25 protein-coding genes are annotated in these 26,207 nt (G+C 61.1%); 19 read left to right on the top strand and 6 right to left on the bottom strand.

Translation table 11 applies throughout. From position 1 onward, the window contains the following. Positions 1-85 precede the first annotated feature (85 nt). Complete coding sequence (gene kstR / locus H7C86_RS06660) at positions 86-724, bottom strand: cholesterol catabolism transcriptional regulator KstR (RefSeq protein ID WP_003945752.1); 639 nt, start codon at positions 722-724, stop codon at positions 86-88. A 94-nt stretch (positions 725-818) separates the two neighbouring features. Here kstR and H7C86_RS06655 point away from each other — a divergent pair, with 94 nt between their 5' ends. The 6 genes from H7C86_RS06655 to H7C86_RS06630 all read left to right on the top strand — a co-directional run bounded on the left by H7C86_RS06655 (position 819) and on the right by H7C86_RS06630 (position 7,868). Beyond that, positions 819-2,981, top strand: a complete 2,163-nt coding sequence (locus H7C86_RS06655; protein ID WP_182261280.1) for an acyl-CoA dehydrogenase — start codon at positions 819-821, stop codon at positions 2,979-2,981. Between the two features lie 83 nt (positions 2,982-3,064). Next, positions 3,065-4,105, top strand: coding sequence for an acyl-CoA dehydrogenase family protein (locus tag H7C86_RS06650; RefSeq protein ID WP_020968401.1), 1,041 nt, complete (start codon positions 3,065-3,067; stop codon positions 4,103-4,105). Then, positions 4,090-5,241: an acyl-CoA dehydrogenase family protein gene (locus H7C86_RS06645; protein ID WP_020968402.1), complete on the top strand. Its 1,152-nt coding sequence runs from the start codon at positions 4,090-4,092 to the stop codon at positions 5,239-5,241. Before H7C86_RS06650 ends, H7C86_RS06645 begins: the two co-directional genes overlap by 16 nt. A gap of 10 nt (positions 5,242-5,251) precedes the next feature. Beyond that, complete coding sequence (locus H7C86_RS06640) at positions 5,252-6,259, top strand: bifunctional MaoC family dehydratase N-terminal/OB-fold nucleic acid binding domain-containing protein (protein ID WP_141487796.1); 1,008 nt, start codon at positions 5,252-5,254, stop codon at positions 6,257-6,259. 2 nt (positions 6,260-6,261) lie between these two features. Next, positions 6,262-6,702: a MaoC family dehydratase gene (locus H7C86_RS06635; RefSeq protein ID WP_020968404.1), complete on the top strand. Its 441-nt coding sequence runs from the start codon at positions 6,262-6,264 to the stop codon at positions 6,700-6,702. Beyond that, positions 6,699-7,868, top strand: coding sequence for a lipid-transfer protein (locus H7C86_RS06630; RefSeq protein WP_019746856.1), 1,170 nt, complete (start codon positions 6,699-6,701; stop codon positions 7,866-7,868). The genes H7C86_RS06635 and H7C86_RS06630 overlap by 4 nt, the downstream gene beginning before the upstream one ends. A 106-nt stretch (positions 7,869-7,974) precedes the next feature. Here the strand turns inward: H7C86_RS06630 and H7C86_RS06625 are convergent, their stop codons facing one another. Beyond that, positions 7,975-9,279 (bottom strand): HNH endonuclease signature motif containing protein, encoded by a 1,305-nt coding sequence (locus tag H7C86_RS06625; RefSeq protein ID WP_182261279.1) that lies wholly within the window; start codon positions 9,277-9,279, stop codon positions 7,975-7,977. A gap of 85 nt (positions 9,280-9,364) precedes the next feature. Here H7C86_RS06625 and H7C86_RS06620 point away from each other — a divergent pair, with 85 nt between their 5' ends. From H7C86_RS06620 to H7C86_RS06595, 6 genes are all read left to right on the top strand, one after another. After that, positions 9,365-9,907 carry a GNAT family N-acetyltransferase gene (locus tag H7C86_RS06620; protein WP_182261278.1) on the top strand — a complete coding sequence of 181 codons (543 nt, stop codon included), beginning with the start codon at positions 9,365-9,367 and terminating at the stop codon, positions 9,905-9,907. Positions 9,908-9,962: 55 nt separating this feature from the next. After that, positions 9,963-10,964: a helix-turn-helix domain-containing protein gene (locus H7C86_RS06615; RefSeq protein ID WP_182261277.1), complete on the top strand. Its 1,002-nt coding sequence runs from the start codon at positions 9,963-9,965 to the stop codon at positions 10,962-10,964. 134 nt (positions 10,965-11,098) lie between these two features. After that, on the top strand, positions 11,099-11,509 hold the full coding sequence (locus H7C86_RS06610) for a VOC family protein (RefSeq protein WP_003945857.1): 411 nt from the start codon (positions 11,099-11,101) through the stop codon (positions 11,507-11,509). Positions 11,510-11,689: 180 nt separating this feature from the next. Next, entirely contained in the window at positions 11,690-12,829 is a 1,140-nt protein-coding gene (locus tag H7C86_RS06605) for a serine hydrolase (RefSeq protein WP_259349055.1), read from the top strand. Between the two features lie 103 nt (positions 12,830-12,932). Then, positions 12,933-13,781, top strand: coding sequence for a mycofactocin-coupled SDR family oxidoreductase (locus tag H7C86_RS06600; protein ID WP_019746862.1), 849 nt, complete (start codon positions 12,933-12,935; stop codon positions 13,779-13,781). Continuing rightward, positions 13,778-15,238 carry an MFS transporter gene (locus H7C86_RS06595; RefSeq protein WP_182261275.1) on the top strand — a complete coding sequence of 487 codons (1,461 nt, stop codon included), beginning with the start codon at positions 13,778-13,780 and terminating at the stop codon, positions 15,236-15,238. The genes H7C86_RS06600 and H7C86_RS06595 overlap by 4 nt, the downstream gene beginning before the upstream one ends. A gap of 30 nt (positions 15,239-15,268) precedes the next feature. Here H7C86_RS06595 and H7C86_RS06590 read toward each other — a convergent pair whose 3' ends face one another. Then, entirely contained in the window at positions 15,269-16,873 is a 1,605-nt protein-coding gene (locus H7C86_RS06590; protein WP_259349050.1) for a glycoside hydrolase family 71 protein, read from the bottom strand. 215 nt (positions 16,874-17,088) lie between these two features. Here H7C86_RS06590 and H7C86_RS06585 point away from each other — a divergent pair, with 215 nt between their 5' ends. The 3 genes from H7C86_RS06585 to H7C86_RS06575 are packed head-to-tail and all read left to right on the top strand — an operon-like array spanning position 17,089 to position 19,502. Further along, the gene (locus H7C86_RS06585) at positions 17,089-18,045 is read left to right on the top strand and encodes a daunorubicin resistance protein DrrA family ABC transporter ATP-binding protein (RefSeq protein WP_003945489.1); all 957 of its coding nucleotides are present in this window, start codon (positions 17,089-17,091) and stop codon (positions 18,043-18,045) included. Then, the gene (locus H7C86_RS06580) at positions 18,042-18,842 is read left to right on the top strand and encodes an ABC transporter permease (RefSeq protein ID WP_003945537.1); all 801 of its coding nucleotides are present in this window, start codon (positions 18,042-18,044) and stop codon (positions 18,840-18,842) included. Before H7C86_RS06585 ends, H7C86_RS06580 begins: the two co-directional genes overlap by 4 nt. 30 nt (positions 18,843-18,872) lie before the next feature. Beyond that, positions 18,873-19,502 carry a TetR/AcrR family transcriptional regulator gene (locus H7C86_RS06575; protein ID WP_019746866.1) on the top strand — a complete coding sequence of 210 codons (630 nt, stop codon included), beginning with the start codon at positions 18,873-18,875 and terminating at the stop codon, positions 19,500-19,502. On the opposite strand, the gene H7C86_RS06570 is transcribed toward H7C86_RS06575, so the two are convergent. Further along, the gene (locus tag H7C86_RS06570; protein ID WP_020906129.1) at positions 19,493-20,287 is read right to left on the bottom strand and encodes a putative protein N(5)-glutamine methyltransferase; all 795 of its coding nucleotides are present in this window, start codon (positions 20,285-20,287) and stop codon (positions 19,493-19,495) included. The two genes, H7C86_RS06575 and H7C86_RS06570, sit on opposite strands and share 10 nt — an antisense overlap. Positions 20,288-20,495: 208 nt before the next feature. Here H7C86_RS06570 and H7C86_RS06565 point away from each other — a divergent pair, with 208 nt between their 5' ends. Then, complete coding sequence (locus tag H7C86_RS06565; RefSeq protein WP_182261273.1) at positions 20,496-21,656, top strand: lipase family protein; 1,161 nt, start codon at positions 20,496-20,498, stop codon at positions 21,654-21,656. Positions 21,657-21,666: 10 nt separating this feature from the next. Here the strand turns inward: H7C86_RS06565 and H7C86_RS06560 are convergent, their stop codons facing one another. Beyond that, on the bottom strand, positions 21,667-22,233 hold the full coding sequence (locus tag H7C86_RS06560; RefSeq protein WP_182261272.1) for a TetR/AcrR family transcriptional regulator: 567 nt from the start codon (positions 22,231-22,233) through the stop codon (positions 21,667-21,669). Between the two features lie 127 nt (positions 22,234-22,360). On the opposite strand from H7C86_RS06560, the gene zapE reads away from it, so the two are divergent. Continuing rightward, positions 22,361-23,308, top strand: coding sequence for a cell division protein ZapE (zapE, locus tag H7C86_RS06555; protein WP_182261271.1), 948 nt, complete (start codon positions 22,361-22,363; stop codon positions 23,306-23,308). Between the two features lie 9 nt (positions 23,309-23,317). Here zapE and H7C86_RS06550 read toward each other — a convergent pair whose 3' ends face one another. Further along, the gene (locus H7C86_RS06550) at positions 23,318-24,067 is read right to left on the bottom strand and encodes an AraC family transcriptional regulator (RefSeq protein ID WP_182261270.1); all 750 of its coding nucleotides are present in this window, start codon (positions 24,065-24,067) and stop codon (positions 23,318-23,320) included. On the opposite strand from H7C86_RS06550, the gene H7C86_RS06545 reads away from it, so the two are divergent. Together H7C86_RS06545 and H7C86_RS06540 are read left to right on the top strand one after the other, a co-directional pair. Next, positions 24,042-24,887, top strand: a complete 846-nt coding sequence (locus H7C86_RS06545; protein WP_029254452.1) for an ABC transporter ATP-binding protein — start codon at positions 24,042-24,044, stop codon at positions 24,885-24,887. The genes H7C86_RS06550 and H7C86_RS06545 overlap by 26 nt on opposite strands. Continuing rightward, positions 24,884-26,191 carry an FtsX-like permease family protein gene (locus H7C86_RS06540; RefSeq protein WP_020906135.1) on the top strand — a complete coding sequence of 436 codons (1,308 nt, stop codon included), beginning with the start codon at positions 24,884-24,886 and terminating at the stop codon, positions 26,189-26,191. Before H7C86_RS06545 ends, H7C86_RS06540 begins: the two co-directional genes overlap by 4 nt. The last annotated feature ends 16 nt before the right edge of the window (positions 26,192-26,207 follow it).

The following is a 26,207-nucleotide window of genomic DNA, read 5'->3' as shown; positions in this document are numbered from 1 at the left end:
CTTCAAATCTAGGTGATGCAGCGACTCCTGGCTCGATACGTTTCTGCCAGATCAGTGCAAAAATGACAGATGCGACAAAGGATGTCTATTCGGGTTTCCGTGTTCCATCACCGAGCAGCAGTTCAACCGTCAATTCCAGTCGATTGGCGACATCGGTAGCCGAAGAACGTCGCGTGAGCCAGGCCACCAAATTGGACAGCCACACATCGGAGATCACGCGCGCGATTGCCAACTGCTCTTCGGTCGGCTCCTCTTCGGTCATCGCTCGTGCGAAGAGGCGGTCCATCAACTGACCCACCTGATCGACCTCTGCCGCTGCGGAGGCGTCGGCGAACATGAACGCGCGAGTCATGGCTTCGGTGAGGAGCGGATCGCGCTGCATCGCGCGGGTGATGAGGCTGAGGATCAGCTGCATCCGCTCGAGCGGGCTGGTTCCGGGTGGGATCTTGCCCTTGGAATCGATCTTCTCGAATTCGCGTGCCAGAGCGGACACCAGCAGGTGAACCTTGGACGGGAAGTAGCGATAGAGCGTTCCGACTGCGACGTCGGCGCGCTCGGCCACGGCGCGCATTTGAACAGCCTCGTAGCCACCCTTGGACGCCAGGGCGAGGGTTGCGTCGAGAATCCGCTTGCGGCGTTCACGTTGCGCGTTGGAGCTGAGATCGTCGTCCCCGAGCGTTGCAGAAGCAACCGCGTTGGAGCGGGATCGGGATGTTGTGGTCATCGACAAATTCCTTCGCGCCTTGACTCTTGGCCAGGTGTCATATTAGAACACGTTCTAAACAATTGTGTCACTTATCGAGAGGCGGGAACCAGTTGTGACAATCGCCACGACCGATGAACAGCGGGCGGTCCAGGAATCGATAGAGGCCTGGGCTCGCTCGGCCACGCCGATGGACATGGTACGCCGTGGACCAGCAGCTTCGTGGCGGGAGAAATGGTCCGAGTTCGCGTCTCTCGGGATATTTTCGGTCGCCGTTCCTGAATCGGTAGGCGGAGCCGGAGCCGAAATCGTCGATCTCGCAGCAATGCTCGAGCAGGCGGCAATCGAACTCGTGCCGGGTCCTGTTCTCACGACTGCGCTTGCAGCTCTGGTGGTTGGGCGTAGTTCGTCGCCCGCTGCCAAGCGCTGGTCCGAAATGCTCGCCGACGGTGCGTTGCCGTGTGCCGTCGTATTGGACGAAAGTCCAGTTGCGGCAACGGCGAATGCGTCCGGCGGCATCGAGCTTCATGGCGAAGGAGGTTACGCCTGGGGTGGAGACTCGGGCGTATCGGTCCTCGTGTCGGCGGGCGTGGTGTCGGAAGGTGAAGGCTCGCGTGTCGTCTGGGCTCTCGTCGACGGAGACGGCGAAGGTGTGACCTACGAAGCGGTCGACACGATCGACAAGTCGCGACCACTGGCACGAGTCTCCTTCGACCGAGTGACGGTCGACGCCGACCGAATCCTCGATGACATTGCGCCAGGATCGGTTTCCGATCTAGCGGCGGTACTTGGGGCTGCCGAAGCTGCCGGAATTGCGGCGTGGAGTCTGCGTACTGCGGTGGAGTACGCGAAGATTCGCGAACAATTCGGAAAACCCATCGGTTCGTTCCAGGCGATCAAACATATCTGTGCCGAAATGCTGTGCCGAGTGGAAAATGCCGGAGCTGTCGCCTGGGATGGTGCGGTCGCTGCCGAGTCGGGCGACGAACTTCCGATCGCGGCGGCGGTGGCGGCCGCGGTGTCTCTGGACGCCGCTGTCGACACGGCAAAAGACTGCATTCAAGTGCTCGGCGGCATCGGATTCACCTGGGAGCACGAGGCGCACTTCTACCTTCGTCGAGCATTGTCGCTCCGGCAGATTCTGGGTGGATCGTCCCGCTGGCGCGCCCGCGTCGCGGAATTGACGATCGGCGGCGCACGGCGTCACCTTCAGATCGACTTGAGTGAGCTGGAATCCGACCGGTCCGACATTCGCGAAGAGGTAGCGCAATTGGTGGCGCTGCCCGAATCCGAACAGCGCAACGCGTTGGCCGAATCGGGCTACCTTGCGCCGCACTGGCCGAAGCCGTACGGCCGGGGCGCCAAGGCCGCGCAACAGATTTTGATCGAGGAAGAGTTGGCGGCCGTCGGTATCGGCCGGCCCGATCTCGTGATCGGGTGGTGGGCAGTTCCCACCATCCTCGAGCACGGCAGTGCGGAGCAGATCGAAAGATTTGCGACACCGACGCTCAAGGGTGAGATCACCTGGTGTCAGCTCTTCAGTGAACCTGGCGCAGGTTCGGATCTTGCCGCGCTGCGTACGACCGCGGAGAAGGTCGACGGCGGTTGGAAGCTGAACGGCCAGAAAGTCTGGACTTCGCTTGCGCGTGAAGCTGACTGGGCCATCTGCCTCGCCAGAACCGATCGCGAGGTTCCCAAGCACAAGGGCATCACGTACTTCCTTCTCGACATGAAGACAGCCGGGATTCGGATCTCGCCGCTGCGCGAGATCACCGGCGACGCGCTCTTCAACGAAGTCTTCCTCGACGACGTCTTCGTGCCGGACGACTGTGTCGTCGGCCAGCTCGGCGGAGGCTGGAAACTGGCCCGAACAACCCTCGCCAACGAGCGAGTCGCGATGAGCGGGGGCTCTTCGCTCGGCGGTGCGATGGAGGAATTGCTCGAGCTGGCGGGCGATCCCGATCCTGTGGTTGCAGACAAGCTCGGTGGGCTGATCGGAACCGCCATGGTGGGCTCGTTGCTGGAATTGCGCACGACACTGCGGCAATTGGATGGTCAGGATCCGGGCCCGGCGTCGAGCGTCCGCAAGCTGGTGGGCGTGCGCCAGCGTCAGAATGTCGCAGAGTTCGCCATGGAATTGGGTGGCCCAGCCGGATGGGTGGAGGGTCCGCTCTCGCGTGAGTTCCTCAACACGCGATGCCTGTCGATTGCCGGCGGAACCACGCAGATTCTGTTGACCGTCGCCGCGGAGAGAATTCTGGGCCTGCCCCGTGATTAGACGGCGTGAGTAGAGGCCTTTAGAAATGTCCACGTTGGTGATACAACTAGAACACGTTCTACATCAGAGACAGGATTGCCAGCGTGGACTTCACTCCCGATGAAACCCAGGAAGCGGTAGCCGAGGTGGCTACCGCGCTCCTTGCCCGCGAACTGGAGCCGGACGCGCTCTGGGCGGCATTCGCCGAAGCCGACCTGCTCACGTTGGCACTGCCCGAGCGTCTGGGCGGCGAGGGCCTCTCGGTCACCGACGTCGGTTCTCTTCTCGTCGAGGTCGGCCGGGCCGCCGCTCCTATTCCGGCTCTCGCAACCCTCGGCTTCGGCGTACTTCCCATCGTTGCTCTGGGGACCGACGCTCAGCAGGACGAATTGCTCACCGGAGTCAGCGCCGGACGGGTGTTCACCGCGGCGCTCGGTGAGCCGGGTCAGCAGTTCCCGGCGCAGCCGTCGACCACCGCCCATCAGTCGGGCGACTGGTATCGCGTCAGCGGGACGGTGCTTGCCGTGCCTTTCGCGGCGAGCGCACACAGAATTCTTGTGCCCACCGACGCCGGAGTCGTGCTCGTCGATCCGACCGCCGCCGGCGTCGCATTGACGCCGACACCCAGTGCGTCCGGCAGTCCGGAGTTCGCAGTCACGATGGACGAGGCAGTCGGTGAACTTCTCGGTGCCGGCGAGGAAGCCGTCCAGACGCTGTACCGGATCGCTACGGCGAGTATCGGAGCCGTTGCAGACGGTTTGGTGTCCGGTGCCGTCGATCTCACTGCGGCACATGTCGGCTCACGCGAGCAATTCGGCAAGCCGCTCGCCACGTTCCAGGCGGTCTCACAGCAGATCGCCGACGCCTATGTCACCTCGCGGACTCTTCACGTCGCGGCGTTGTCGGCGTCCTGGCGCGTGTCGGAGGGCCTGGATGCTCAGTCGGACCTCGACGTCATGGCGTACTGGATCGCCCAGGAAGTACCCGCCACAATGCAGGTGCTTCACCACCTGCACGGCGGTCTGGGCGTCGACGTCACGTATCCGCTTCATCGTTACTACTCGACTGCAAAAGACTTGGCGCGCCTGCTCGGCGGCGCTTCGCAGCGACTCGACCTCGTGGGGGCCCGGTGTTCATCGATCTGACCGACAGTCAGCGCGCATTGCAAGCTGAACTTCGACGCTACTTCTCGACGCTGATCTCGCCCGAGGAGGCCAAGATCATGCGTGTGGAGCGGCATGGCCCTACCTATCGTGAGGTCATCCGTCGTATGGGCAAGGACGGTTGGCTCGGCGTCGGCTGGCCGGTGGAGTACGGCGGACGTGGGTTCGGTGAAGTCGAGCAGCAGATTTTTGTCAACGAGGCTGTGCGGGCGGATGTCCCACTGCCTTCGGTGACGTTGCAGACCGTCGGTCCGACTCTGCAGAAGTACGGCAGCGAGGAGCAGAAGCAGAAATTCCTGCCCGCGATCCTCGCCGGTGAAGTGCACTTCGCGATCGGCTACACCGAACCGGAAGCCGGCACCGACCTTGCAGCCCTGCGTACTTCGGCGACACGAAATGGTGACGAGTACGTCGTCAACGGCCAGAAGATTTTCACCACCGGCGGGCATGACGCCGATTACGTGTGGCTCGCCGTGCGGACCGGATCTGCCGATTCACGGCACCGCGGCATCTCAATCCTGATCATGGATACCAAAGATCCCGGCTACACCTGGACACCAATCATCACTTGCGACGGTGCGCATCACGTCAATGCCACCTACTACGAGGACGTTCGCGTTCCGGCGAACATGCTTGTGGGTGAAGAGAATCAGGGTTGGCGCCTGATCACGACGCAGCTCAACCACGAACGCGTCATGCTCGGTCCGGCAGGTCGTGTCGCAGGGATTTACGACCACGTCTTCGATTGGGCCAAGCGTGAAAACCTGCTTGATCACGTTGACGTACGACGCGCGCTCGGCGAGATTCACGCGACGTATCGCCTCAACGAACTGCTCAACTGGCAAGTGGCATCGAGTGATTCGGAGTCGGTGGACATTGCCGACGCTTCGGCAACCAAAGTATTTGCGACCGAACGCATCCAGCGAGTCGGTCGACTCGCGGAAGAGATCGTCGGACGGTACGGAAATCCGATCGATCCCGAAACGGCTGATCTCATGGAGTGGCTGGACATGCAGATCAAGCGCAACCTGGTGATCACCTTCGGCGGTGGAGTCAACGAGGTGATGCGCGAATTGATCGCTACCGCCGGCCTGAAGCTTCCCCGCGTTCCGAGATAGGAAACAAATCGTGTCAGATCCCATTCTCACTGCTGCCGAGCGGGTTCGAGAGGACGGGCCAAGCGCTCCTCGCGCCGGCCGGGACCCCGTGAACTTGCCGATGATCCGCAACTGGGTCGAGGCGATCGGTGACGAGAACCCGATCTACGTCGACGAATCGGCCGCCCGCGCCGCCGGACACGACGGAATAGTCGCGCCGCCGGCGATGGCGCAGGTATGGACGATGCGCGGTCTGGGGGCAGTTCGAGAAGCCGACGATCCGTTGGGCCGGATGACGGATATTCTCGACGAGGCCGGATTCACGTCCGTCGTCGCGACCAACTGCGATCAGATCTACCACCGCTATTTGAAGCCGGGTGAAGAAGTCACCATCTCCTCGGTGTTGGAAGACGTAGTGGGACCGAAGAAGACAGGTCTTGGTGAAGGGTGGTTCTTCACTACCCGCAGCTTCTGGCGGGTCGGCGAAGAACTGGTCTCGGAGATGATGTTCCGGATCTTGAAGTTCGCGCCGCCGGTAAGTGAGCGCCCCTCCACTGACGTGCCTGCGGACCTGGACGCATCTCGGATGCTGCGCCCGACGGCGTCTCTAGACACACAGTTCTTCTGGGACGGTGTCGCCGCACACGAGTTGCGTATTCAACTGCGTGCGGATGGTTCGGTGCAGCACCCACCCGTGCCCGCGATCTGGAAGGACAAGTCGGAGCAGACCGACTACGTGGTCGCGTCAGGGCGGGGAACGGTCTTCAGTTTTGTCGTTCACCACGCGCCCAAGGTTCCTGGTCGGTCGTTGCCGTTCGTCGTTGCCCTGGTCGAACTGCCTGAGGGTGTGCGGATGCTCGGCGAATTGCGCGGCGTCGATCCCTCGAGTGTGTCGATCGGAATGGAGGTGGAGGCGATCTACCTCGACTTCCCCGGAGACGACGAGACCGGGGGAACTCCCTGGACTTTGTACGCCTGGCAGCCGGTTGGGGCTTCTGCGGTTTCGGCGGTTCCTGCGGTTTCTGCGGGGAAGGAGTGACGATGACTTTGACGACGGATATCACTGTGGGAGAAGTTCTTCCGCAGCTCTCGATTTACGGCGACCCGACGTTTGTGGTCTCGGCAGCACTAGCTACCCGCGACTTTCAGGATGTTCACCACGACCGTGATCTCGCACAGAAACGCGGCTCGAAAGACATTTTTGTCAACATCCTCACCGACACCGGCCTGGTGCAGCGATTCGTGACCGACTGGGCAGGACCGCGGGCAGTACTCACGTCGATCAAGCTGCGCCTCGGGGTCCCGTGGTACGCCTACGACACTTTGACGCTCTCCGGCACGGTGACCTCCTACGACGAGGATCTCGTTTCTCTCGCGGTGGTCGGCAAGAACAGTCTGGGAGATCACATCACTGCGCAGGTCACACTGGCATTTCCGGCGTCGGGCTCGAATGGAGACATTGAAAACGGAGACATTGAATGAGCGCATTGTCCGGCAAGGCCGCGATCGTCGGAATCGGAGCCACGGATTTCTCGAAGGACTCCGGTCGCAGTGAACTGCGACTGGCCGCCGAGGCTGTTCAAGCCGCGTTGGACGACGCCGGTCTGACACCCGCCGACGTCGACGGTCTTACCTCGTTCACCATGGACACCAACACCGAAGTGGCAGTGGCTCGTTCGGTGGGTATCCCGAACCTCAAATTCTTCAGTCGTATTCACTACGGTGGCGGTGCCGCTGCGGCGACGATTCAGCAGGCGGCCATGGCGGTTGCCACTGGCGTCGCGGACGTCGTCGTGGCCTATCGCGCATTCAACGAGCGATCGGGTGCGCGTTTCGGGCAGGTGAACTCCGGCCTTGTGGCGCAGGTCAATTCGTCGGGAACGGACAACGCCTTTTCCTATCCTCACGGATTGGGTACTCCCGCATCGTTTGTCGCGATGGTCGCGCAGCGATACATGCACGTATACGGAGCGTCCAGCGAGGACTTCGGTCGAATCGCCGTAGCGGACCGTAAGCATGCAGCCACCAACCCGAAGGCGTTCTTCTACGGAAAACCGATCACCCTCGAGGACCATCAGAACTCGCGATTCATCGCTGAACCTTTGCATCTCCTCGATTGCTGCCAGGAATCCGACGGCGGCATCGCCATCGTCGTCACCTCGCCAGAACGAGCCAAAGATCTGAAGAACACACCCGCCGTTATCGCTGCCGCCGCACAGGGCAGCGGGGCAGATCAATACATCATGACCAGCTATTACCGCGACGGTTTGACCGGCCTACCGGAGATGGGCCTTGTCGGCGATCAACTCTGGTCACAAAGTGGGCTGCGCCCGTCGGACATGCAGACGGCGATCTTCTACGACCACTTCACGCCCTATGTTCTGATGCAGCTCGAGGAACTCGGTTTCTGCGGTAGGGGAGAGGCCAAGGACTTCATCGCCGGTGGCGCAATCGAACTCGGAGGCAAGCTTCCGATCAACACCCATGGTGGACAGCTCGGCGAGGCATACATCCACGGGATGAACGGTATCGCCGAGGGAGTTCGGCAGATCCGCGGTACTTCGGTCAACCAGGTCGACTCCGTCGAGAATGTATTGGTGACTGCAGGAACGGGCGTTCCGACATCAGGGCTTGTGCTGACTCGCTGATCGTTGTGAGCACAGCTTCATCAAGCGTCACGGCCTGTTGGCACCGCATCGAGGTCTCCTTCGATGCGGTGCTGGACCGTGTTCTGTTGTGCCGAGGAGTACTACCTCAGGTTTTGAAGGTGGTGTTCGCCGGCCGCGGGTGCTGCCCGGGGTCGATCGAGGGCGGTGGGATGAACCACGGTTTGTTGTCGACGCCGATGCGGATTACCCACTTCCCGACGAACCCGGATTTCCGGTGCATCAGCCGGTGATGTGAACGGCACAGCAGGACAAGGTTGTTCATCACGGTCGGGCCGCCGTTGGCCCAGTGCCGGATATGGTGCGCATCCGTCCACGCGGGCACGCATGTGCAGCCGGGGAAGGCGCAGCCTTTGTCTCTCGCGATCAACGCCACTCGCTGTTCGGCGGTGACCAACCTCTTTCCGGGTTTCGCATCGAGCGGCGCGCCGTGGTCGTCGAGCAGAACGGTCGAGAGGAAGCAGTCACATCCGAGGAGTCTGGTCTGCGACACCGAGAGTGGCCCCAGCCAGGGCATGTGCCCGACATCAAGATCCGATACAGCCATTCCGTCATCAGTCTTGGAGGGTGTGGCGGCGCAGTCACGGTGCTCCGCCAGATCACGGGCGTTGATGTGCACGTTCACGTGCGGACGCTGACCACCGTCGGTGCCGGTTTTGGCGCAGTCGAGGTAGCGGCGGATCAGTTCGGTGAACCCGTCCGCGGTCCGCTTCGCTGCCGACCGAGAATCCGGGGTTCCATCGGGTGCCGGGGTGGGCATCGTCAGATTCGACAACGCCGACAACAACATTTCACCGGTGAGGGCGTCGAAATCGCCGCGCACCACCACCCGGCCGTTCAGTGTCGACGCGATGCGGAGCTCGTTACGATCCACATCCTCGGCGGGTGGAATGTCATCGGACTCGAACACTCGCTCCAAGGTCGCGATCACGTTCCGGACCTTCGTCGTCGTGGCCTCCACACCGGAAGCAGCAGCCAACAACAAATCGATACAGCGAGGCAACGCGGCGTCCGGCATGCCCTTCGGCGGGGATTCACAGAACGCCACGATCAACACCGCATGATCGAACGAGCAATCCCCGACATCGAACCGAGCAGCCACCGCCGGAAACGGCCGAAGCGCCGCACCCAACGCGGCGATCTTCTTCCCATCCCGAACCTGCAGCATCGTGTTCGCCGCCAACCAGCAACCCACCCCGCGGCTCGCAATCACCTGATCATCCGGCCGCAACGACAACTCGTCCACCACCGCCACACGAACAGCCTCGAGACGAAGAATCTCCACACTCGCCTCGATAGCGGCAGCACGCAACTCAGAAGCAGGCAGCTGCCACAGTCGTCCGCGCAACCCCACCGCAGAACCAGACACCACATCCGACAACAGAACACTCATTGAATCCCCCGATCCCCTCCCCAAACAATACTCGAACATGAGTTCGAGTCAAGAGGTGCTTTTGGGCTCGCTCTAGGATCGCTGGATGTTCACGTTGACTACGGAACGCCTTGTGCTTCGAGATTTCACTGCCGCGGATGAAGATGCCGTCCATCGGTACGCGTCCGACCCTGCCGTCTGTAGATATGTTGATTGGGGGCCGAACACCCCAGCGGTGACCAGGGCATTCCTGGCTGACGCGGCACTCGAAGCTGCGCTCGTCGAGCGTCGCACGTTCACCCTGGCCATCACGTCGAAGGCTGATGGAACGGTCGTCGGTTCGGTAGCTGTGTGGGAAGTATCCGCCGCGCACCGGCGGGCGGAACTCGGTTTTGTCGTGAACCCGAAGTTCCAAGGACGAGGTTATGCATCCGAGGCAGGGAGCGCGGTCCTGGGACTCGCCTTCGCTCGCCTTGGAGCACAGCGCGTGCAGGCAACGTGTCGTCCGGAGAACTCGGCGTCGGCGTCGGTGCTCACCAAAATCGGAATGGTGGAGGAGGGGCGGATGAGGGCTCACATGGTGATCCGGGGGACCGCGGTGGATTCGCTGCTTTTTGCTGCAACACGATCTGCCGCCGTACAGCCATAGACCGCGTCAGCTCACTTTTCGTGACCTTCACGGGCCCTGGTGCGATACTCGAACCATGTTCGAGGATGCCTTGCTCATCGACGCGGCCGGCCGGCCCACTATGCAGCATCACCAGGCCTTTTCTCGGGACTGGGATCGCATCAAGGAATGGTCCGACAACATCTACATGCCGTATACGGTCACGCCGATAGGAAGTCGGTTGAAGCCGGCTTCGGACATGTACTCGGCGGCGGTGGGCAAGATCGACGTGACCCGATTCTGCTACGGCATTCCGGTCTCTGTCGGTGAATGTTCTCCTGAGGCCGGAAACATTCTGGTTCTGACGACGATCAGAGGCAACGGCCGACATGCCCTTGGCCGGGGAGCTGCGGCAAATACTGCCGTGGGGGAGACTTTTGTCGCCGACTGTAGTCGGACCGACTATTTCGTCGAATTCGACGAGGATCATCTGCAGCTGAATCTCACTGTGCCGCATCAGCTTGTCGCCGACCACGCCCGGCAGTGGTACGGGGCGGTTCCCGACGATCGTCTGTGGCGGCACAAGTGCACCATCGGCGGCCGTGGCTCGAGTTGGCTCGCATTGATGGACTACGTCGTTTGCGCGATTGCAGAGTCGCCTGACGCGATGTCGGGTGAAAGGCTGGGCGCCAGGGTTCAAGAACTCATCACGGCTCAGCTTCTCGACGAGTGGGCGACGCAGGCCGGGTTGCAACTCGGCGTCGACGTCGCCTCCGCCGAACCGGCATACGTGCGATCGGCGGAGGAGTACATCGATACCTTCGCGCGCTCGGTGCCGACGGCGTCCGAGATCGCGGCTGCGGTGGGCGTCAGTGTCCGGGCGCTCACTGCGGGATTTCGACGGTACCGAGACACCACGCCGGGGCAACGATTGCGCGCGCGTCGACTGGAGGGGGTACGCAGCGAACTGTTGCGTTCCGATGGGAGAACCGTCTCCGAAATCGCAAACGCCTGGGGCTACGTCAATCTGGGCATGTTTGCGGCCGCCTACCGGAAACGGTTCGGAGAGTTGCCTTCCGAGACTCGGAACCCACTCTGAGGACAGTTGTTTGAACGGTCATGACGATCGGTTTACGCACTCGATGAACTGCGATGATCCGTTGTTTCGTGTCGGAGCGTTCTGCAAGGATTGAAATCGAACGTGACAGCAATCCCACGAGCTAGGAGTACGTCATGGCAACTCGACTCAATCCGTACATCAGTTTCAACGGTAACGCGCGTGAAGCGTTGGAGTTCTACAAGGGCATTTTCGGTGGCACGCTGGCGCTGAGCACGTTCGGTGAATTCGGCAATCCCGGCGAAGGCGGGGACAAGATCATGCACGGAATGCTCGAGACCGATCAGGGATACACCCTGATGGGTGCTGACACTCCGCCCGGCATGCCGTACAACCCCGGCGACAACATCACGGTCAGCCTCAGCGGCGACGACGGCGATGTGCTGCGCGGGTACTGGGAGCAACTGTCGGGAACAGGTACGGTCAGCGTTCCGCTCGAGAAGCAGATGTGGGGCGACGAATTCGGCGCCTGTACAGACAAATTCGGTATTTCCTGGCTGGTAAATATCGGAGCGCCCCAGAGCTGACTTCAGACTCTGCCCGGTTCTGCCGAAACGAGACAGTTTTCCTGCCGTTTCGAGGCAGAGCCGGGTGTGTGATCGCCGTTACATTCTGTTCGACAAGACAAGTTGCAAGTCGGATGGAGAAATGCAGTGACGATCGAAGATATTGCGCGGAAGCCCCTTTCGAAGCAGCGCCTCGACGACGTGCTGGCGCGAGCAACTCAGGGGGCTGATCGCGTCCCGGGTGTGGTCGCGATGATTACGGATCGAGAAGGCAACATCTACGAGGGCGCTGCGGGCGAGCGGACTCTCGGTTCCGGCGTTCCGATGACCCTCGATACAACCTTTGCGCTCTTCTCCACCACCAAGGCGATCACCGGTACCGCTGTCCTGCAATGTGTGGAGGAGGGATTGCTCGATCTCGATGCACCTGCAGCGACCTATGTTCCCGGCATCGGTGAGCTGAAGGTCCTGGACGGTTTCGACGCCGGTGGAAACCCCGTTCTTCGGGAACCCAAGCGCGACATCACCACTCGCATGCTGCTCCTTCACACTGCAGGGTTCGGCTACGACTTCTTCAACGAGTCGTACAACCGGCTCTCACAGGAACATGGGCAACCCAGCGTGATCACGTGTAGCAAAGCGGCGCTCACGACACCGCTGCTCTTCGACCCGGGTGAGAAATGGGAGTACGGCACCAACATCGACTGGGCCGGACAGGTCGTCGAGTCGATTCGAGGTCAGCGACTCGGCGATGTCATGCGTCAGCGCATCTTCGAACCTCTCGAGATGGCCGATACGGCATTCACGATGAGCCCGTCGATGAAGGATCGACTTGCGCCGATCCATCAGCGTGAGAGCGACGGAAGCCTCACTCCGCTCATCGGATTCGAGCTTCCGGCCGAACCCGAGGTGCACATGGGTGGTCACGGTTTGCACGGCACTGTCGGCGACTACATGAAGTTCATTCGTATGTGGCTCAACGACGGCGCGGGCACATCCGGTCGCGTGTTGTCGCCGGAGACGGTAGCTGCAGCCGTTCAGAACGGGCTCGAAGGCCAGCACGTGGGGTTGTTGCCCGGAGTTCTCCCGACGCTGTCCAACGATGCGGAATTCTTCCCCGGTGTACCCAAGGGATGGGCATACTCCTTCATGACAAATGAAGAGGTGGCACCCACCGGTAGGCCGGCTGGATCGCTGGCTTGGGCGGGTCTTGCCAACCTCTATTACTGGATCGACCGGCAGACCGGCGTCGGCGGGTTCTGGGCAACGCAGATTCTGCCGTTCGCGGACGCTGGATCCATCAACGGATACCTGGAATTCGAGACCGCCGTTTACCAGTGATCGGCTGGATTCCCGCTGTTCGGGATCGACTGTTTCTTTCGGGCGGGTTCGGAGTACGCATGCAGTACAGCGCACGCTTGCATACGACGAACTAGGAGACGGCATGAACAGCCTCGAAGGCAGCTTCGAAGGAAAAGTTGCACTGATCACCGGCGCCGCACGCGGTCAGGGGCGCGCCCACGCTGTCGCATTCGCGGAGCGTGGCGCGGACATCGTGATCTGCGACCGGTGCGAGAACAGTGATGTCGTCGCCTACCCCCTCGCAAACGAGGAGGATCTGAAGGAAACCGTTCGTTTGGTGGAAGCCACCGGTCGTCGGTGCATTGCCGTCAAGGCAGACACTGCTGATCGCGAAGCAATGGACGCGCTCGTTGCCCGCGCTGAAGCCGAGTTCGGCCGTGTCGACATCGCCGTCGCGAATGCCGGTGTGTCCGTGCCCGCTCCGATCACGTCGATGACGTCGGCACAGTGGAACGAAGTCATCTCGTCGAACCTGACCGGTGTGTTCAACACCGTTGCGGCCGTGTCAGGTGGAATGGCGGAACGTGGTTACGGTCGCATCATCACGATTTCCTCGATGATGGGTCGATCAGGTGGCACCCAGATGGCGGCGTACGGCGCCTCCAAATGGGGCGTCATCGGTTTGACGAAGAGTGTGTCGCTCGAACTGGCCAACTCGGGTGTGACCGTGAATGCTATTGCACCGGGAAACATCTCGACGCCCATGATTCACAACGACATGATGTACGCAATGATGCGGCCTGACCTCGAATCGCCGACGGCAGACGACGTCGAACCCGTGTACGCGACTCTGCATGCGCAGCCGGTCGGTTGGCTGGATCCCTTCGAGATCACGCGAGTAGTCCTGTTCCTCGCCGCCGACGCGAGTGCCCACATGAGTGGCATCGTGGTTCCTGTCGACGCCGGAGTAGCCGCTCGCTCGAACGCTTGACGGACAAGACTGTTCGCGCGAAAGCGCGGACCGGGTGGGTCGTCGGCGTCCTGAGTCTGAGCGGTGTGGTGGTCGCGCTGCAACAGACCTTGGTGGTGCCGGTCCTGCCTGCGTTCGCGACGGCATCGGGAGTATCGTCGTCCACCGCTTCCTGGCTGGTGACCTCGACGTTGCTGACCGGTGCCGTCGCAACCCCTCTCATCGGCAGACTCGCCGACATGTTCGGCAAGCGCGCGATGATGCTCGTCTGTCTTGCCGTGATGATCGTCGGCTGCATGGTTGCTGCGCTCAGCCAGAGTTTCTGGTTACTGATCCTCGGGCGCTCGTTGCAGGGGTTCGCGACGGCACTTCTGCCCGTCGGAATCAGCATCATGCGCGATGTCCTTCCTCCGGAAAAGCTGAGTGGTGCAGTAGCTCTCATGAGTGCGACGTTGGGGATCGGTGGCATGTTCGGTATGCCGATGGCTGGGGTGATCTCGGCGCACTGGGGACTACCCGCGCTTTTCTGGGTCACCGGTGGATTCGGGGTAGTACTGATAGTCGTCTTGCCGCTGGTGGTGCCGGAATCGGCGGTGAAGAGTCGCGGACGCTTCGACTTTCTGGGGGCCACGGTCCTCACACTCGCTATGACTGCACTGCTGCTGGCCGTTTCGAAAGGAACCGAATGGGGCTGGGCAAGCCCCGAGGTTCTGGTTCTGATCGTGTCCGGCGTGGTCTTGCTCTGTGGATGGATTCCGTGGGAACTGCACACGCCGGCACCGCTGGTCGATCTGCGGACTTCCCTTCGCGCTCCGATTCTGGTTTCGAACGTCTGCGCAGTATTACTCGGTTTTGCCATGTTCATCAGCGCGTTGGCGGCAACGCAGGAACTTCAGTTGCCCCTGGCGTCGGCGGACGGTCTCGGACTCTCGGCTGCCGAAGCCGGACTGGCGATGATGCCGGGCGGAGTCCTGATGATCGGATTGGCGCCGGTGTCGTCGAAAGTGACGAGGCGATGGGGAGCGAAGGCTACGTTGGCGTCGGGTGCGATCGTCATTGCAATCGGATATGTCTTGCGTGTGCTGTTGGCGCCGACGTTGGTCAATATCGTGATCGGCGCTGCCGTGGTATCGGCCGGTGTGGCATTTTCCCTGGCAGCCATGCCGACTCTGATCACCGAATCTGCACCGATCCATCAGACTGCCTCGGCCAACGGATTCAACAGCCTGCTCCGTTCGGTCGGTACCTCCACCGGAAGCGCCGTTGCGGCAGCGGTATTGGCCAGTTCAACGGTGGTGATCGGTGCGAGCGCTGTGCCGACCCTGCATTCGTTCGCGGTTTTGTACTGGATCGGAGCGGGCGTATCAGCACTGGCCGCCGCGGTGACGTTGGCAGTGAAGGTGGAGCGGACGGGGGCGGTATCGCTGCCCGAGTTACCAATTGCAGCCGAAACCGATGGCGCAACGAAGATCGGGTGAGTCGACGGACTGACCCGATCTTCGTCACCGTTATCTCCGACTGGAATCAACCAGGTACTCGAGATTCTGGTTGTACGGGGTGGCAGTTACCGCAGCGTGCGAACTCACCCGGGACACCTCGGTAGTGCCGCGAACGACAGAAGCCTTGATGGAACCTACTTTCAACGGGGCGATGCAGCTGCTCATCCCGGCCGGGGCATTGCAGGTGGTTGTCGTGGTTCCCACCGTCACTTTGACGACTGCGGGAGCGGTCAAGAAGGTGAGAACCTCGACGGTGTCGCGAGCGGGGGATGACCATTGGCGCAGTGACATCGGGGGTGTCGAAGGGTTGGCAGGCACTGCGGATACTTTCTGCGTTCGATAACTCAAATAGGCAGTATCGCGGACGATCGTCGGCATTACCCCTGACCGGAACCAGTACAGACCGTAGGCGTTGATGTCCAGGAGGGAGCGTCCGTGCCCGGCGCTGGGAGCGAAGGAAGTCCCCTCGCTGTAATCGTTCCAGGTTGTCAGTTGGACCCATTCGCTGCCTGAATCGAGCGCGATCTGCCAGGTATTGCGAAGATTCTGTGTGTTTTCCGCTTCGTCGTAGATGGCCTGGCTCGGTCTGACGTCTTGGAAGGAGACCGATTGCATCCAGATCTTTCCCAACGCATGAGCCGCGGCAGCCAAATCAAGCGGAGTATTTGGGCTGTTGACCACTGGGTTTCCCGCCGGATTCCGGTTTCCCCAACTCGACATGCCATAGCTGATGGAGGCAAACGCATTGCGGTTTGCCGCTGCGTCTAAAAACACCGGAACTAATGCGACATTTATCCCATAGGACTGACTCATCAGGGTGATGAACTGCGACCACCATGTTGGACTTTTGGCTTCTGCAAGAAATGGGGAAATAACGAGGCGTCCGTCCGCAAGTTTGAATACGGACGGTTTTGTCGCATATGGTGCCATTTCTGCGGCGAGCTCTGCAGGCGTCATGTTATTGAAAGAAGCGCTCATATCGGGCATGAGCATTACTTTGAAATTCGGATCTACTGTGGCTGCGGCTTGCATGAGCGCGCCGGGAATGATTGAACCCCACCAACTGGTGTCCGTTGCCTTGGCCATGATGTCGACAGAGAACCCGTCGAGCCCAGCAGCGACCGCCTGACGAACTTCAGTTTCGAGATCTCTCTGACGCCACTGGGGATCTGCGATCGGAGGGCGTGGAGCAGGCCGATCGCGGATGAATCCAGCTGAGTTGACGTGTGCATTGTTCTCTCCATGCACTGTCATGTACTGAGTTGTGTAGAAGTCGCTGTTCGGGGTCGCGTTGTCGATAGATACCGGGTACGGCGGAAAATAATGTCCGAATACCTTCCGTCCGTTCAGCGTTGCCCGGTCCGGAATGTCGAAGGGGAGAGCAGCAGATTCCGGATTGGCAGAAAGAGCAGTGGGAGCAAACGTAGGTGATTCTGTGTGCCCTTGCCCCTGATAGGAATAGGCAAATGTGAGCGATAGTGCGATTGCCGTCGAGAGGCACATGAGACGGATTGTTTTCGGTAGGATTGCGTACCGTCGCATAGGGATGAAACGCATGGGAGTTATCCTCCAGGTCAGATTCTTCGGCTGTAGAGAAATTTGTTTGGAGTGCATTCTGAGGCACGAACTTTGCGACGCTAACATGAATTGAAATCCGGGGCACTCTCGTCCACTTGAATACGCGAGCGAGCCGAATCGTGAGGAGTCACGACGGTTGGGTCCTGTCGGGGCCCGTTTGCAGGACTGCTGCGTGAAATCCTGGAATGTGTCGGCCTCCTGGGTCACACTGGGGAACGGACTACCGACGGATTACCGATGCGGGAGGGCTCATGACCGAAGCGATTGTGGCCGAGGGGCTGGTCAAGAAGTACGGCGACGTCACGGCATTGGACGGCATCGACCTGGAAGTGCGCGAGGGTTCGGTGATGGCTCTATTGGGTCCCAACGGCGCCGGAAAAACCACTGCGGTAAGGATATTCACGACGCTGCTCATTCCGGACGGTGGACGCGCCAAGGTTGCCGGGCTGGACGTGGTCGAGGATGCGCGGGCGTTGCGATCCAAGATCGGTGCTTCGGGTCAGTATGCCGCGGTCGACGAGTACCTGACGGGCTATGAGAACTTGGACATGGTCGGGAGGCTGTATCACCTCGGCGCCCGAAGCAGTAAGGCCCGAGCGCGTGAATTGCTCGAGCAGTTCGATCTCGTCGAGGCTGGAGATCGGCCGGTCAAGGGCTATTCCGGCGGAATGCGGCGACGTCTCGATCTCGCCGGCGCATTGGTTGCTCGGCCGCAGGTGTTGTTTCTGGACGAGCCGACCACCGGCCTCGATCCTCGTGCGCGACTCGGTCTCTGGGATGTCATCGAAGGGTTGGTGGCGCAGGGGACAACACTGTTGCTCACGACGCAATACATGGAGGAAGCCGAGAGGTTGGCCGACCAGATCGCCGTCATCGACCGCGGCTCGGTCATCGCGCGCGGTACTGCAGATCAGCTGAAGGCGCGGGTCGGGGGTGAGCGCATCGAACTGAGTGTGCACGAGGTCGAACATCTCGACATCGTCCGAGAAGAATTGCGCTCGCTTGCCGTGGGGGACATTCAGGTTCAAGAGAATGTCCGTCGCGTCACCGTTCCTGTCGACGACGGTACAGATGCGTTGGTCGCAGCGCTGAATCTCCTGTCGGCACGAGGCATTCGGGTGTTCGACGTCGGTCTGCGCCGGCCCACTCTCGACGATGTCTTTCTCACACTGACCGGGCACCAGGCTGAACTGGAGGATCAGAAATGACCGTGCAGATGGCGCTCGAAGACGGTTTGACCATCGCCAGGCGAAACTTGATCAAGATCAAGCGCGTTCCGGATCTACTGGTGTTCACCACTTTGTCGCCGATCATGTTCGTGCTCTTGTTCGCATACGTGTTCGGCAGCGCGATCTCCGTCCCGGGCACGTCGTATCGAGAGTTCCTGATCGCCGGAATCTTCACGCAGACAGTCATATTCGGTGCTACCTGGACTGGTTTGGGGATGGTCGAAGATATTCAGAAAGGAATCATCGACAGATTTCGATCGCTGCCCATGGCTCCGTCTGCCGTGCTGACCGGCCGAACATCGAGTGACGTGTTGATCAACGTCATCAGCTTGGTGGTCATGTCGTTGACCGGTCTTCTGGTGGGGTGGCGCATCCATTCCAGCTTCCTCGAGGCGGTGGCCGGGTATGCGCTGCTTCTGTTCTTCGCGTACGCATTGTCATGGGTCATGGCTGTTGTCGGGCTTTGGATCCGCACGCCGGAGGTGTTCAACAACGCGAGTTTCATCGTCATCTTTCCGCTGTCGTTCATCGCGAACACTTTTGTCGAGACCACCAATCTTCCCGGCCCGCTCAAAGTGATCGCCGAATGGAATCCGGTGTCGGCGGTGACTCAGGCGGTGCGTGAACTGTTCGGCAATACCAATCCTGCGATGACGGTTCCGGATGCGTGGCCACTGCAGAATCCGGTCATCGCGTCGCTGTTGTGGACTTTCGGTTTGCTGATCGTCTTCGTGCCGTTCGCTATTCGTCGGTATCAGAAGGCAGTCAGCCGCTGACCTGGTGATTCCGGCCGGTAGGGTGGGTATGTGCCGGAGCCCGAACGCATCGACAAACGCAGCCTGAGATACGCCGGGCGACGTGAGGAGTTGCTCGACGCGCTGACCCGCTACGTCATCGACAACGGTGTCGGGGAACTGACGGTGAGGCAGCTCGCCAAGGCCGTAGGTGTGTCGCATGCGTCGTTGCTCAACCATTTCGAGAGCAAGGAGAACCTGCTCTCCGAGGTCATCGAGAACATGCGTGGTGAGTCCATTCCGATTGCGGTTCCGATGAAACCGGGGGTCGATCCGGCGACAGTGCTGACCGCGTGGTGGACCGAACGTACGACGCCGGAGGTCCTGCCGCGGTTCCGAGTGATGGTCGAGATTTACGCCCTCGCGCTCGGCGACCGCGAACGCTACGGACGGTTCCTGGACCGTTTTGTAGGCGATTGGATCGAGGCCCTGGAAGCCGGTCTACGACAAGCGGGTTGCCCCGAGGACGATGTTGCCTCTGTCGCTACTCTGTTGCTCTCGCAAATGCGGGGTCTGTCGATGGATCTTCTGGCCACTGGGGACCGGGCCCGCGTCGATCGTGCGTTCGGGCTTTTTGTCGACGGCTTTGCCGCCCGCGCTCGGGAGTGGTCCACGCCAGGATCCGATCGCCTTCAACACTGACCGATCACCACGGTCGAGGCGGTCTCACTGTAGGTTGCCACTCGAGTGAGAAAACCTCCCCGAGTGAATGTTTCAACAGTCATTTCGACCTGCTCCGTACTCGTCTCGACGAGAAGACAGCCACCCGGTCGTAGCCACGGCGCAGCGTCCGCGATGATGCGTCGCTGCAGGTCCAGTCCGTCGGTGCCGCCGTCCAACGAGACCAGCGGTTCGTGAAGACGGGCTTCGGGCGGCATCAGCCTGATCGAATCGGTGGGGACATAAGGTGCATTGGCAACGACCACATCCACGCGACCGAGTAATTCCGTCGGCAGTGGTTCGAAGAGATCGCCTTCGAGTACGCGCTCGGGCGGTGTGATGTTTCGGCGAGCGCACCGCACCGCGGCTGGTTCCACATCTACCGCGTACAAATCGACGGCATCGAGCGTCGACTGCAGGACGGTACCGACAGCTCCTGAGCCACAACACATGTCGACGACGACGCTTCCCGAGACGACGAGTGAGCAGGCCTGCCGGGCGAGGAACTCGGTGCGCCGGCGTGGGACGAAGACTCCAGAGTCGATGTGAATACGCAAGCCGCAGAACTCGACCCATCCGAGGACAGGTTCGAGTGGTTCGCCGGCAACTCGTCGGTCGACCATCGCGTCGAGTTCATCGAGAGAGCGTGCGGTGTGAAGAAGTAGGCGAGCCTCGTCTTCGGCGAATACGCAACCTGCTGCTCGGAGAATCGCGGCCACCGACTTCTGCTGCGAAGCAGGGAAGGTCGGGAGATCAGGTGCTGACATGAGAGAGCCTTTCGGCCTCCTGATCTCGCTGGGGACCTGCACGTATCGAACACCGCCACCCTACCCGAGCAGGCGTGTCACGACGGTAGATGCGGAATGGAAATTTAGGTTGACCAATTGGTAAGGCTGTTCTATGGTCTGAACTCGATCGGCTGATGTGGGGCCGATCACCACATATGCACCGTCACCGCAATCGTAGGAGAAGTACGTGAGTAAGCGACTGGGTAGGACGCTCGTCGGGCTGAGTGCGAGTGCTTTGGTGGCGTTGACAGTTGCGGCGCCGGCCGCAGCGGAACCGAACGATGCTCCGGGTGCTGTCGTGAGTCAGGAGTTACTCGGTCCCGATCGGGTGATCCCGGGTGCCGTGAGCGCGACAAAGGTGACGTACTGGTCGACGGGCCCGAAGGATGCGCCGATGACGAGTACCGGTGTGGTGTATCGCCCAGAGGGGGCTCCGCCCGAGGGTGGTTGGCCGGTCATCTCCTATGCGCACGGAACGGTGGGTGTCGCGGATCAGTGTGCGCCGAGCAGCAGTGTTCCGCTCGAACGGACCGCGACGCATCTGGGTCACTGGCTGGAGCAGGGATACGCGGTGGTGACGACCGACTACGTGGGGCTCGGAACACCTGGTGTTCACCCGTATCTCGACGGTCGTTCCGCTGCACACAGCGTTGTGGACATGGTGCGTGCCGCTCGTGCGGTCGACGACGACCTGTCGAGCGAATGGGTTGCGATGGGACAGTCGCAGGGTGGGCAGGCAACTATGTTCACCGCTTCGCTTGCCACTGATTACGCGCCGGAGTTGGACTACCGCGGCGCTGTCGCCACTGGTGTCCCCTCGAACATCGAAAATCTTCTACCGCTCGGTGGTCCGGCTTTCCCGGCGCTTCCGCTCAAGGGTACGACGGTCTACATCGCGAACGTTCTTGACGGACTGCGTGCTTCGCGGCCGGACATCGACATCGACTCGTATCTGACCCCGCTCGGCAAGACCATCCTCGACGACGTCGAGAACAACATGTGCTACACCGAGGCGCGCACGAAGTACGGAACCGTCACACTCGGGCAGGTGCTGACGAAGTCGCTGGACAACCCAGTATTCATGGAGGCTGCGCGTGAACTGCTCACTGTGCCGACCGCAGGATACGACCGCCCGTTCTTCATCGGTCAGGGGTTGTCGGACATCGATGTTCCGGCACCGCTGACACTGAAGTTCGCGGCTGACCTCGCTGCCAACGGTGTGGACTTTGCATTCCATACCTATCCCACTGATCATCTGGGGACCGTCCCGGCTTCGGTTCCAGACAGCACTCCCTTTGTCGCGGCGCTGTTCTCTGGTCGACAACCCTGTACCGGAAGCCTCTGCTGACCAAGGTTTTTCAGAGGACCCCCACTCCGTGAAGGTAGATGTCGATCGGGATCCGAAGTTGCCGAACGGTTTCGCTGGAGTGAGGGTCCCGGCTACGTGATCCGAGACAATAGTCGAAGATCAAGCCCTCCAGTAGGCTCAGGAAATTTGCGGCAGAGACATCAGGGTCGTCAACGCCAACGGTTTCGAAGACGGGTCTTGCCTTCTCCAACGAAAACAGACTGCCTTCGAGGAGTTGGTGCAATGCCGAATCTCGGGGAGTTTCCAGGAGCAGTGCATAGCGCGCGATCAATTCGTGTCTGCGGTGCGAGAGAAGATCGTCGAGATACTCGGCCGTCAGGGCAGCAGGATCGCTGGGCCTCTCGTGGAGTTCGTCGAAAGTCGAACGTGACCGGTGCACGATGTGCAATGCGGTTGCTTCGAGAAGTGACTCGCGAGTGCGGAAATAGTACGACGTCGAACCGGCAGGAAGTTCCAGGGACTGATCAACCGCCCGGTGGGTGAGTGCACGCGGGCCCTGCTCGGCGATGATCGTAACGGCGGACGCCGCAATGAGGGCTCTGCGATCGGGCTTCATGTCGTTCCTTGCTGTCGATGTTGCATGCTCCCGGAGTTGCATGCTGCAGATGGTGCGTCGTGAGGGTCACATTGACTCGATTTGCCTTCGGTCACTAGCCTCGACTCTACAGATGTAGAGGGGCCTCATGTTACTGGACGAAGAGCAGTTGGCGGCACATGAAGCCCTCGATGCACTGCGGGCCCGAATCTCGGGCGGTGAGGTCGGCGGAGGGATCTACCTCTGGGGTAGCGTCGGCCGCGGTAAGACGATGCTCATGGACGAGTTCTACGAGAGCATCCGAGTCGGCAAGCAGCGCATTCACTTTCATCGGTTCTTTGCAGATCTGCACTCTCGGGCGCACGAACTCGGGTCGATGGGCGCGGCGCTGGACCACGTCGTCGACGGAATCCGCGTGCTCTGTTTCGACGAGTTCCACATCGACGACGTCGCCGACGCCATGTTCATGGCAAGGGTTCTCGACACAATCGTCGCGAAAGGCGTGACTGTTGTTGTCACGTCGAATGTCCCGCCGACCGATCTTCTTCCGAATCCGCTTTTTCACGAGCAGTTCGTTCCGTCGATCGAGTTGATCGAGCGGACTCTCGAGGTGATCGAATTGGGTGGCTCCGTCGACTATCGGACGGCGGGTCAGCCAGGTGCCGGGGACTACCGTTTTGCGACAGGGGAATTCCTCGTCGGCTCGGGAATCACGTGGCCTTCGGGCGAAAGTGTCGAATTGACGATAGGCACGCGCACATTGGAGTGCTCGGCGATTCGAGACGGCGTTGTCTGGTTCGACTTCGAGGTGCTGTGCGCTGGTTCGACCTCGGCTGCCGACTATCTCGAGCTTGCCTCCCGCTTCGACGACTGGGTGATCTTCGGAGTACCGGTGCTCGCCGAAGCTTCGGAATTTGCCCTTCGCCGTTTCGGAAATGTCGTCGATGTTCTCTACGACGTCGATGCGCGACTGACGGTGTATGCCGCTGCCGGTGTGGAGGACGTTGCGGGCAGTCTTCGGGACGTTCCCGGATTGGCGCGCCTCTACAGTCGTCTGTCGTTGCTCGCGAGGATGGAGATGGACAGCGTCAGCTGAGGGGCAGCGTCAATTCCAGGTGAGGCCGCCGGTCGCGGCGCTGGGCGTGAGCCCGAACATACTGTGGCAGATACGGTTGAGATGGGCGCTGTCGGTGAAACCGGCCTCGTGTGCACTGGTTGTCAGGGTTGCGCCACTGCTCATCACTTCCATGGCACGTCGTAACCGTAACCAGCGGATGTAGGTCGAAAAGCTCATCTGCAGTTGATCGTTGAAGATTCTTCCCAGCCGTCCGGGCGAGATGGAGACCAGGGCGGCGATGTCCGTCAGTGTGACCTGCCCCGAGATTCTCTCGGGAAGTAGCGTCAGGGCATGCTCGAGGGCCGGGTGAAGAACGCCTAAGTTCGACGCCTTTTCGTGTTCGGATAGTGAATCGATCAGCCTCGCTGCGTATTCCAGATCCGAATCAGCGCCGCGGTCCGTCATCGCTACTGCGGTCTGCCCACGGTCCGACCAGTCGGTCACACCACCGCGGCTCGGCTCCGGTGGCCTGATGCGCAGACCCATCCCAGTGGTGGAGTCAACGTAGATCGCCCGTCCCCGCGCATCCTCGGAGGCGGACAACGCGTGGACCGCCCCGGATGGAATGACCACGGACCGCACGACTTCACTGTGGCCGTCCCCGTCCGTGACCGTGACGTCCCCGTCGTCGATGATCATGATCTGAACAGCGGCGTGCGAATGCATGTGCGCGGATCCCACTGCGCCGGTGAACATGAGAATTCCGGGCTGCATGTGGACGGCGCCGGACCAGGTCATGTCGGAAATCATAGTGACGACCCTGACAGAGCTCGGGGTCCGGTCATCCTCCGGTAGGACCGAGCTCAGTCCGAAGATCGTGCGCTGGGCCGATGTGTTCGCGAGGGGTTCACGAGAAGGTGGAATCATGAACAACGCACAAGCACCCGCAGTCCTGTCGGTCCACGCGCTGGGCAAGTCGTACGGCGACGTTCCGGTGCTCCGAGGTGTATCGCTGGAAGTGCGCGCCGGTACTGCCACGGCCATCATGGGTCCTTCAGGATCGGGGAAGTCGACACTGCTGCATTGCATGTCAGGAATCGTCAAGCCCGACTCGGGAGCAATCTTGCTGAGCGGCCGGCATATCGAGAACCTCGGTGAGAACGACCGCAGCCGGCTCCGACGGGAGTCGTACGGGTTCGTTTTTCAATCGGGCCAACTGTTGCCGGAGCTTCCGGCGATCGAGAACGTCGCTTTGCCCTTGGTACTCAACGGGTTGTCCATCGCAGAAGCCAAGCGGACGGCGCACGGCTTCTTCGCGCCCTTGGGGCTGGACGGGTTGCAGGATCGTCGCCCGGGTCAGATGTCGGGTGGGCAGTCGCAACGTGTCGCGATTGCGCGAGCGTTGGTGACCAAACCCGCCGTTCTCTTCGCGGACGAGCCGACCGGTGCCCTCGACGCGCAGACGAGTTGGGAAGTGATGAGGGTGTTGCGTGATTCGGCTCAACAGATCGGTTCTGCGTTGGTCGTCGTCACTCACGATGCCGAAGTCGCTCGGTGGTGTGATCGCACGATGATGATGCAGGCCGGTTCGCTCGTCGGGACACAGGTGGCGGCATGAAGGCCACAGCGCGCGTTGCATTGATGACGGTGCGAGGTGAAGGGCGAAAGGCCTTGAGTACCTTCGCGCTCCCAGTGTCCGCATTTGCCGCCTCGACGACGTTGTTGCTGACGGTGCTCGGCGGCTACGGTGCATTCGCGGGCAGATCGAGCGAACCCGAAGCCGAGGCGTACCTAGCGCTCGCAGGGGTTGCTTCGGTGTTGATGATCGTTCCAGCCGTCACTCTCGGTCTGGCGGCGGCCCGCTTGGGCGCGCGCCGTCGCGACGAACGACTTGCCTCGCTGCGACTCATCGGATCCACCCCTCGCCAGATCGTTGCGCTGTGCGCTGCGGAATCGGGTATCCAGGGCTTGGCCGGTGCGTTGATCGGTGTGGTGGGATACCTCCTCGCGTTGCCGCTCGTAGCTCTCTTGAGATTTCAAGGTCGGACATTCGAGTGGAGTGAGCTTTGGGTAGGCGCACTTCCGCTGGTGGGCATCGTATTCGGAATGACCATCCTGGCTGCTTTGACGTCGATGCTCGGGATGCGCCAGGTGTTCGTGAGCCCGTTGGGCGTCACGGCGGGCAATCCCAGCGCCGCACCGAAGATGATCTTCGCTGTGGCTGGGGTGGGGGTTCTTGTGGGATGGAGTGCATTCGGGGGCTCCGCGGCAAGCATCGCGGCAATCTTGGTGGGCCTTGGTCTCTGCTTCGGCGTTGTTGCGTTGGTCGGTCCGTTCGTCATTTCGCTGCTTGGACGGATCATGCTCAAATGCGCCAAAGACGGTGCTTCGCTGATTGCGGCGCGCCGGGTCTTGGATAATCCGAAGGCTGTGTGGCGCACGGTCAGCGGTGTGACGATGGCCAGCTTCGTTGCCGCAGGCACATCTCTCCTCGCCGCGATAGGCAACGGGGAGGGGCAGGATTTGCAGCCAGGGCAGGAGTTCCTGTTCGCGGACATGAGAACCGGGGTGTTGTTCACTCTCGGAGCAACATTCACGTTGGCTGCCATCTCGTCTGCGCTCACCCAGGTATCCGGGATCCTCGACAACCGTGAGCTGTATCGGAGTCTGACTTTGGCCGGCACACCTGTCGAGGTGATGGACAGCGCCCGCATGAGGCACGTTCGCACTCCCGTGGTGGTGATGGCACTGGCCGGCGCCGGCGCTGCACTGCTGTTCCTCTTCCCGCTGGCAGGGGCAGCCGTATTGACCACTCCGATGGCGCTGGTTCAGTTGGGTGTCACCCTGGCTGTGGGGATCGCGTTGGTGTTGGCCAGTGCGTTTGCAGCCAAGCCCGTCATGCGACGGGTACTCGCGGGCTGAATCTCCACCGATCGTC

It is taken from the genome of Rhodococcus sp. UFZ-B548 (genome assembly GCF_903819475.1).
In the GTDB taxonomy this organism is placed as follows: domain Bacteria; phylum Actinomycetota; class Actinomycetes; order Mycobacteriales; family Mycobacteriaceae; genus Rhodococcus_F; species Rhodococcus_F erythropolis.
This window is presented reverse-complemented; position numbering and strand designations above follow the sequence as displayed.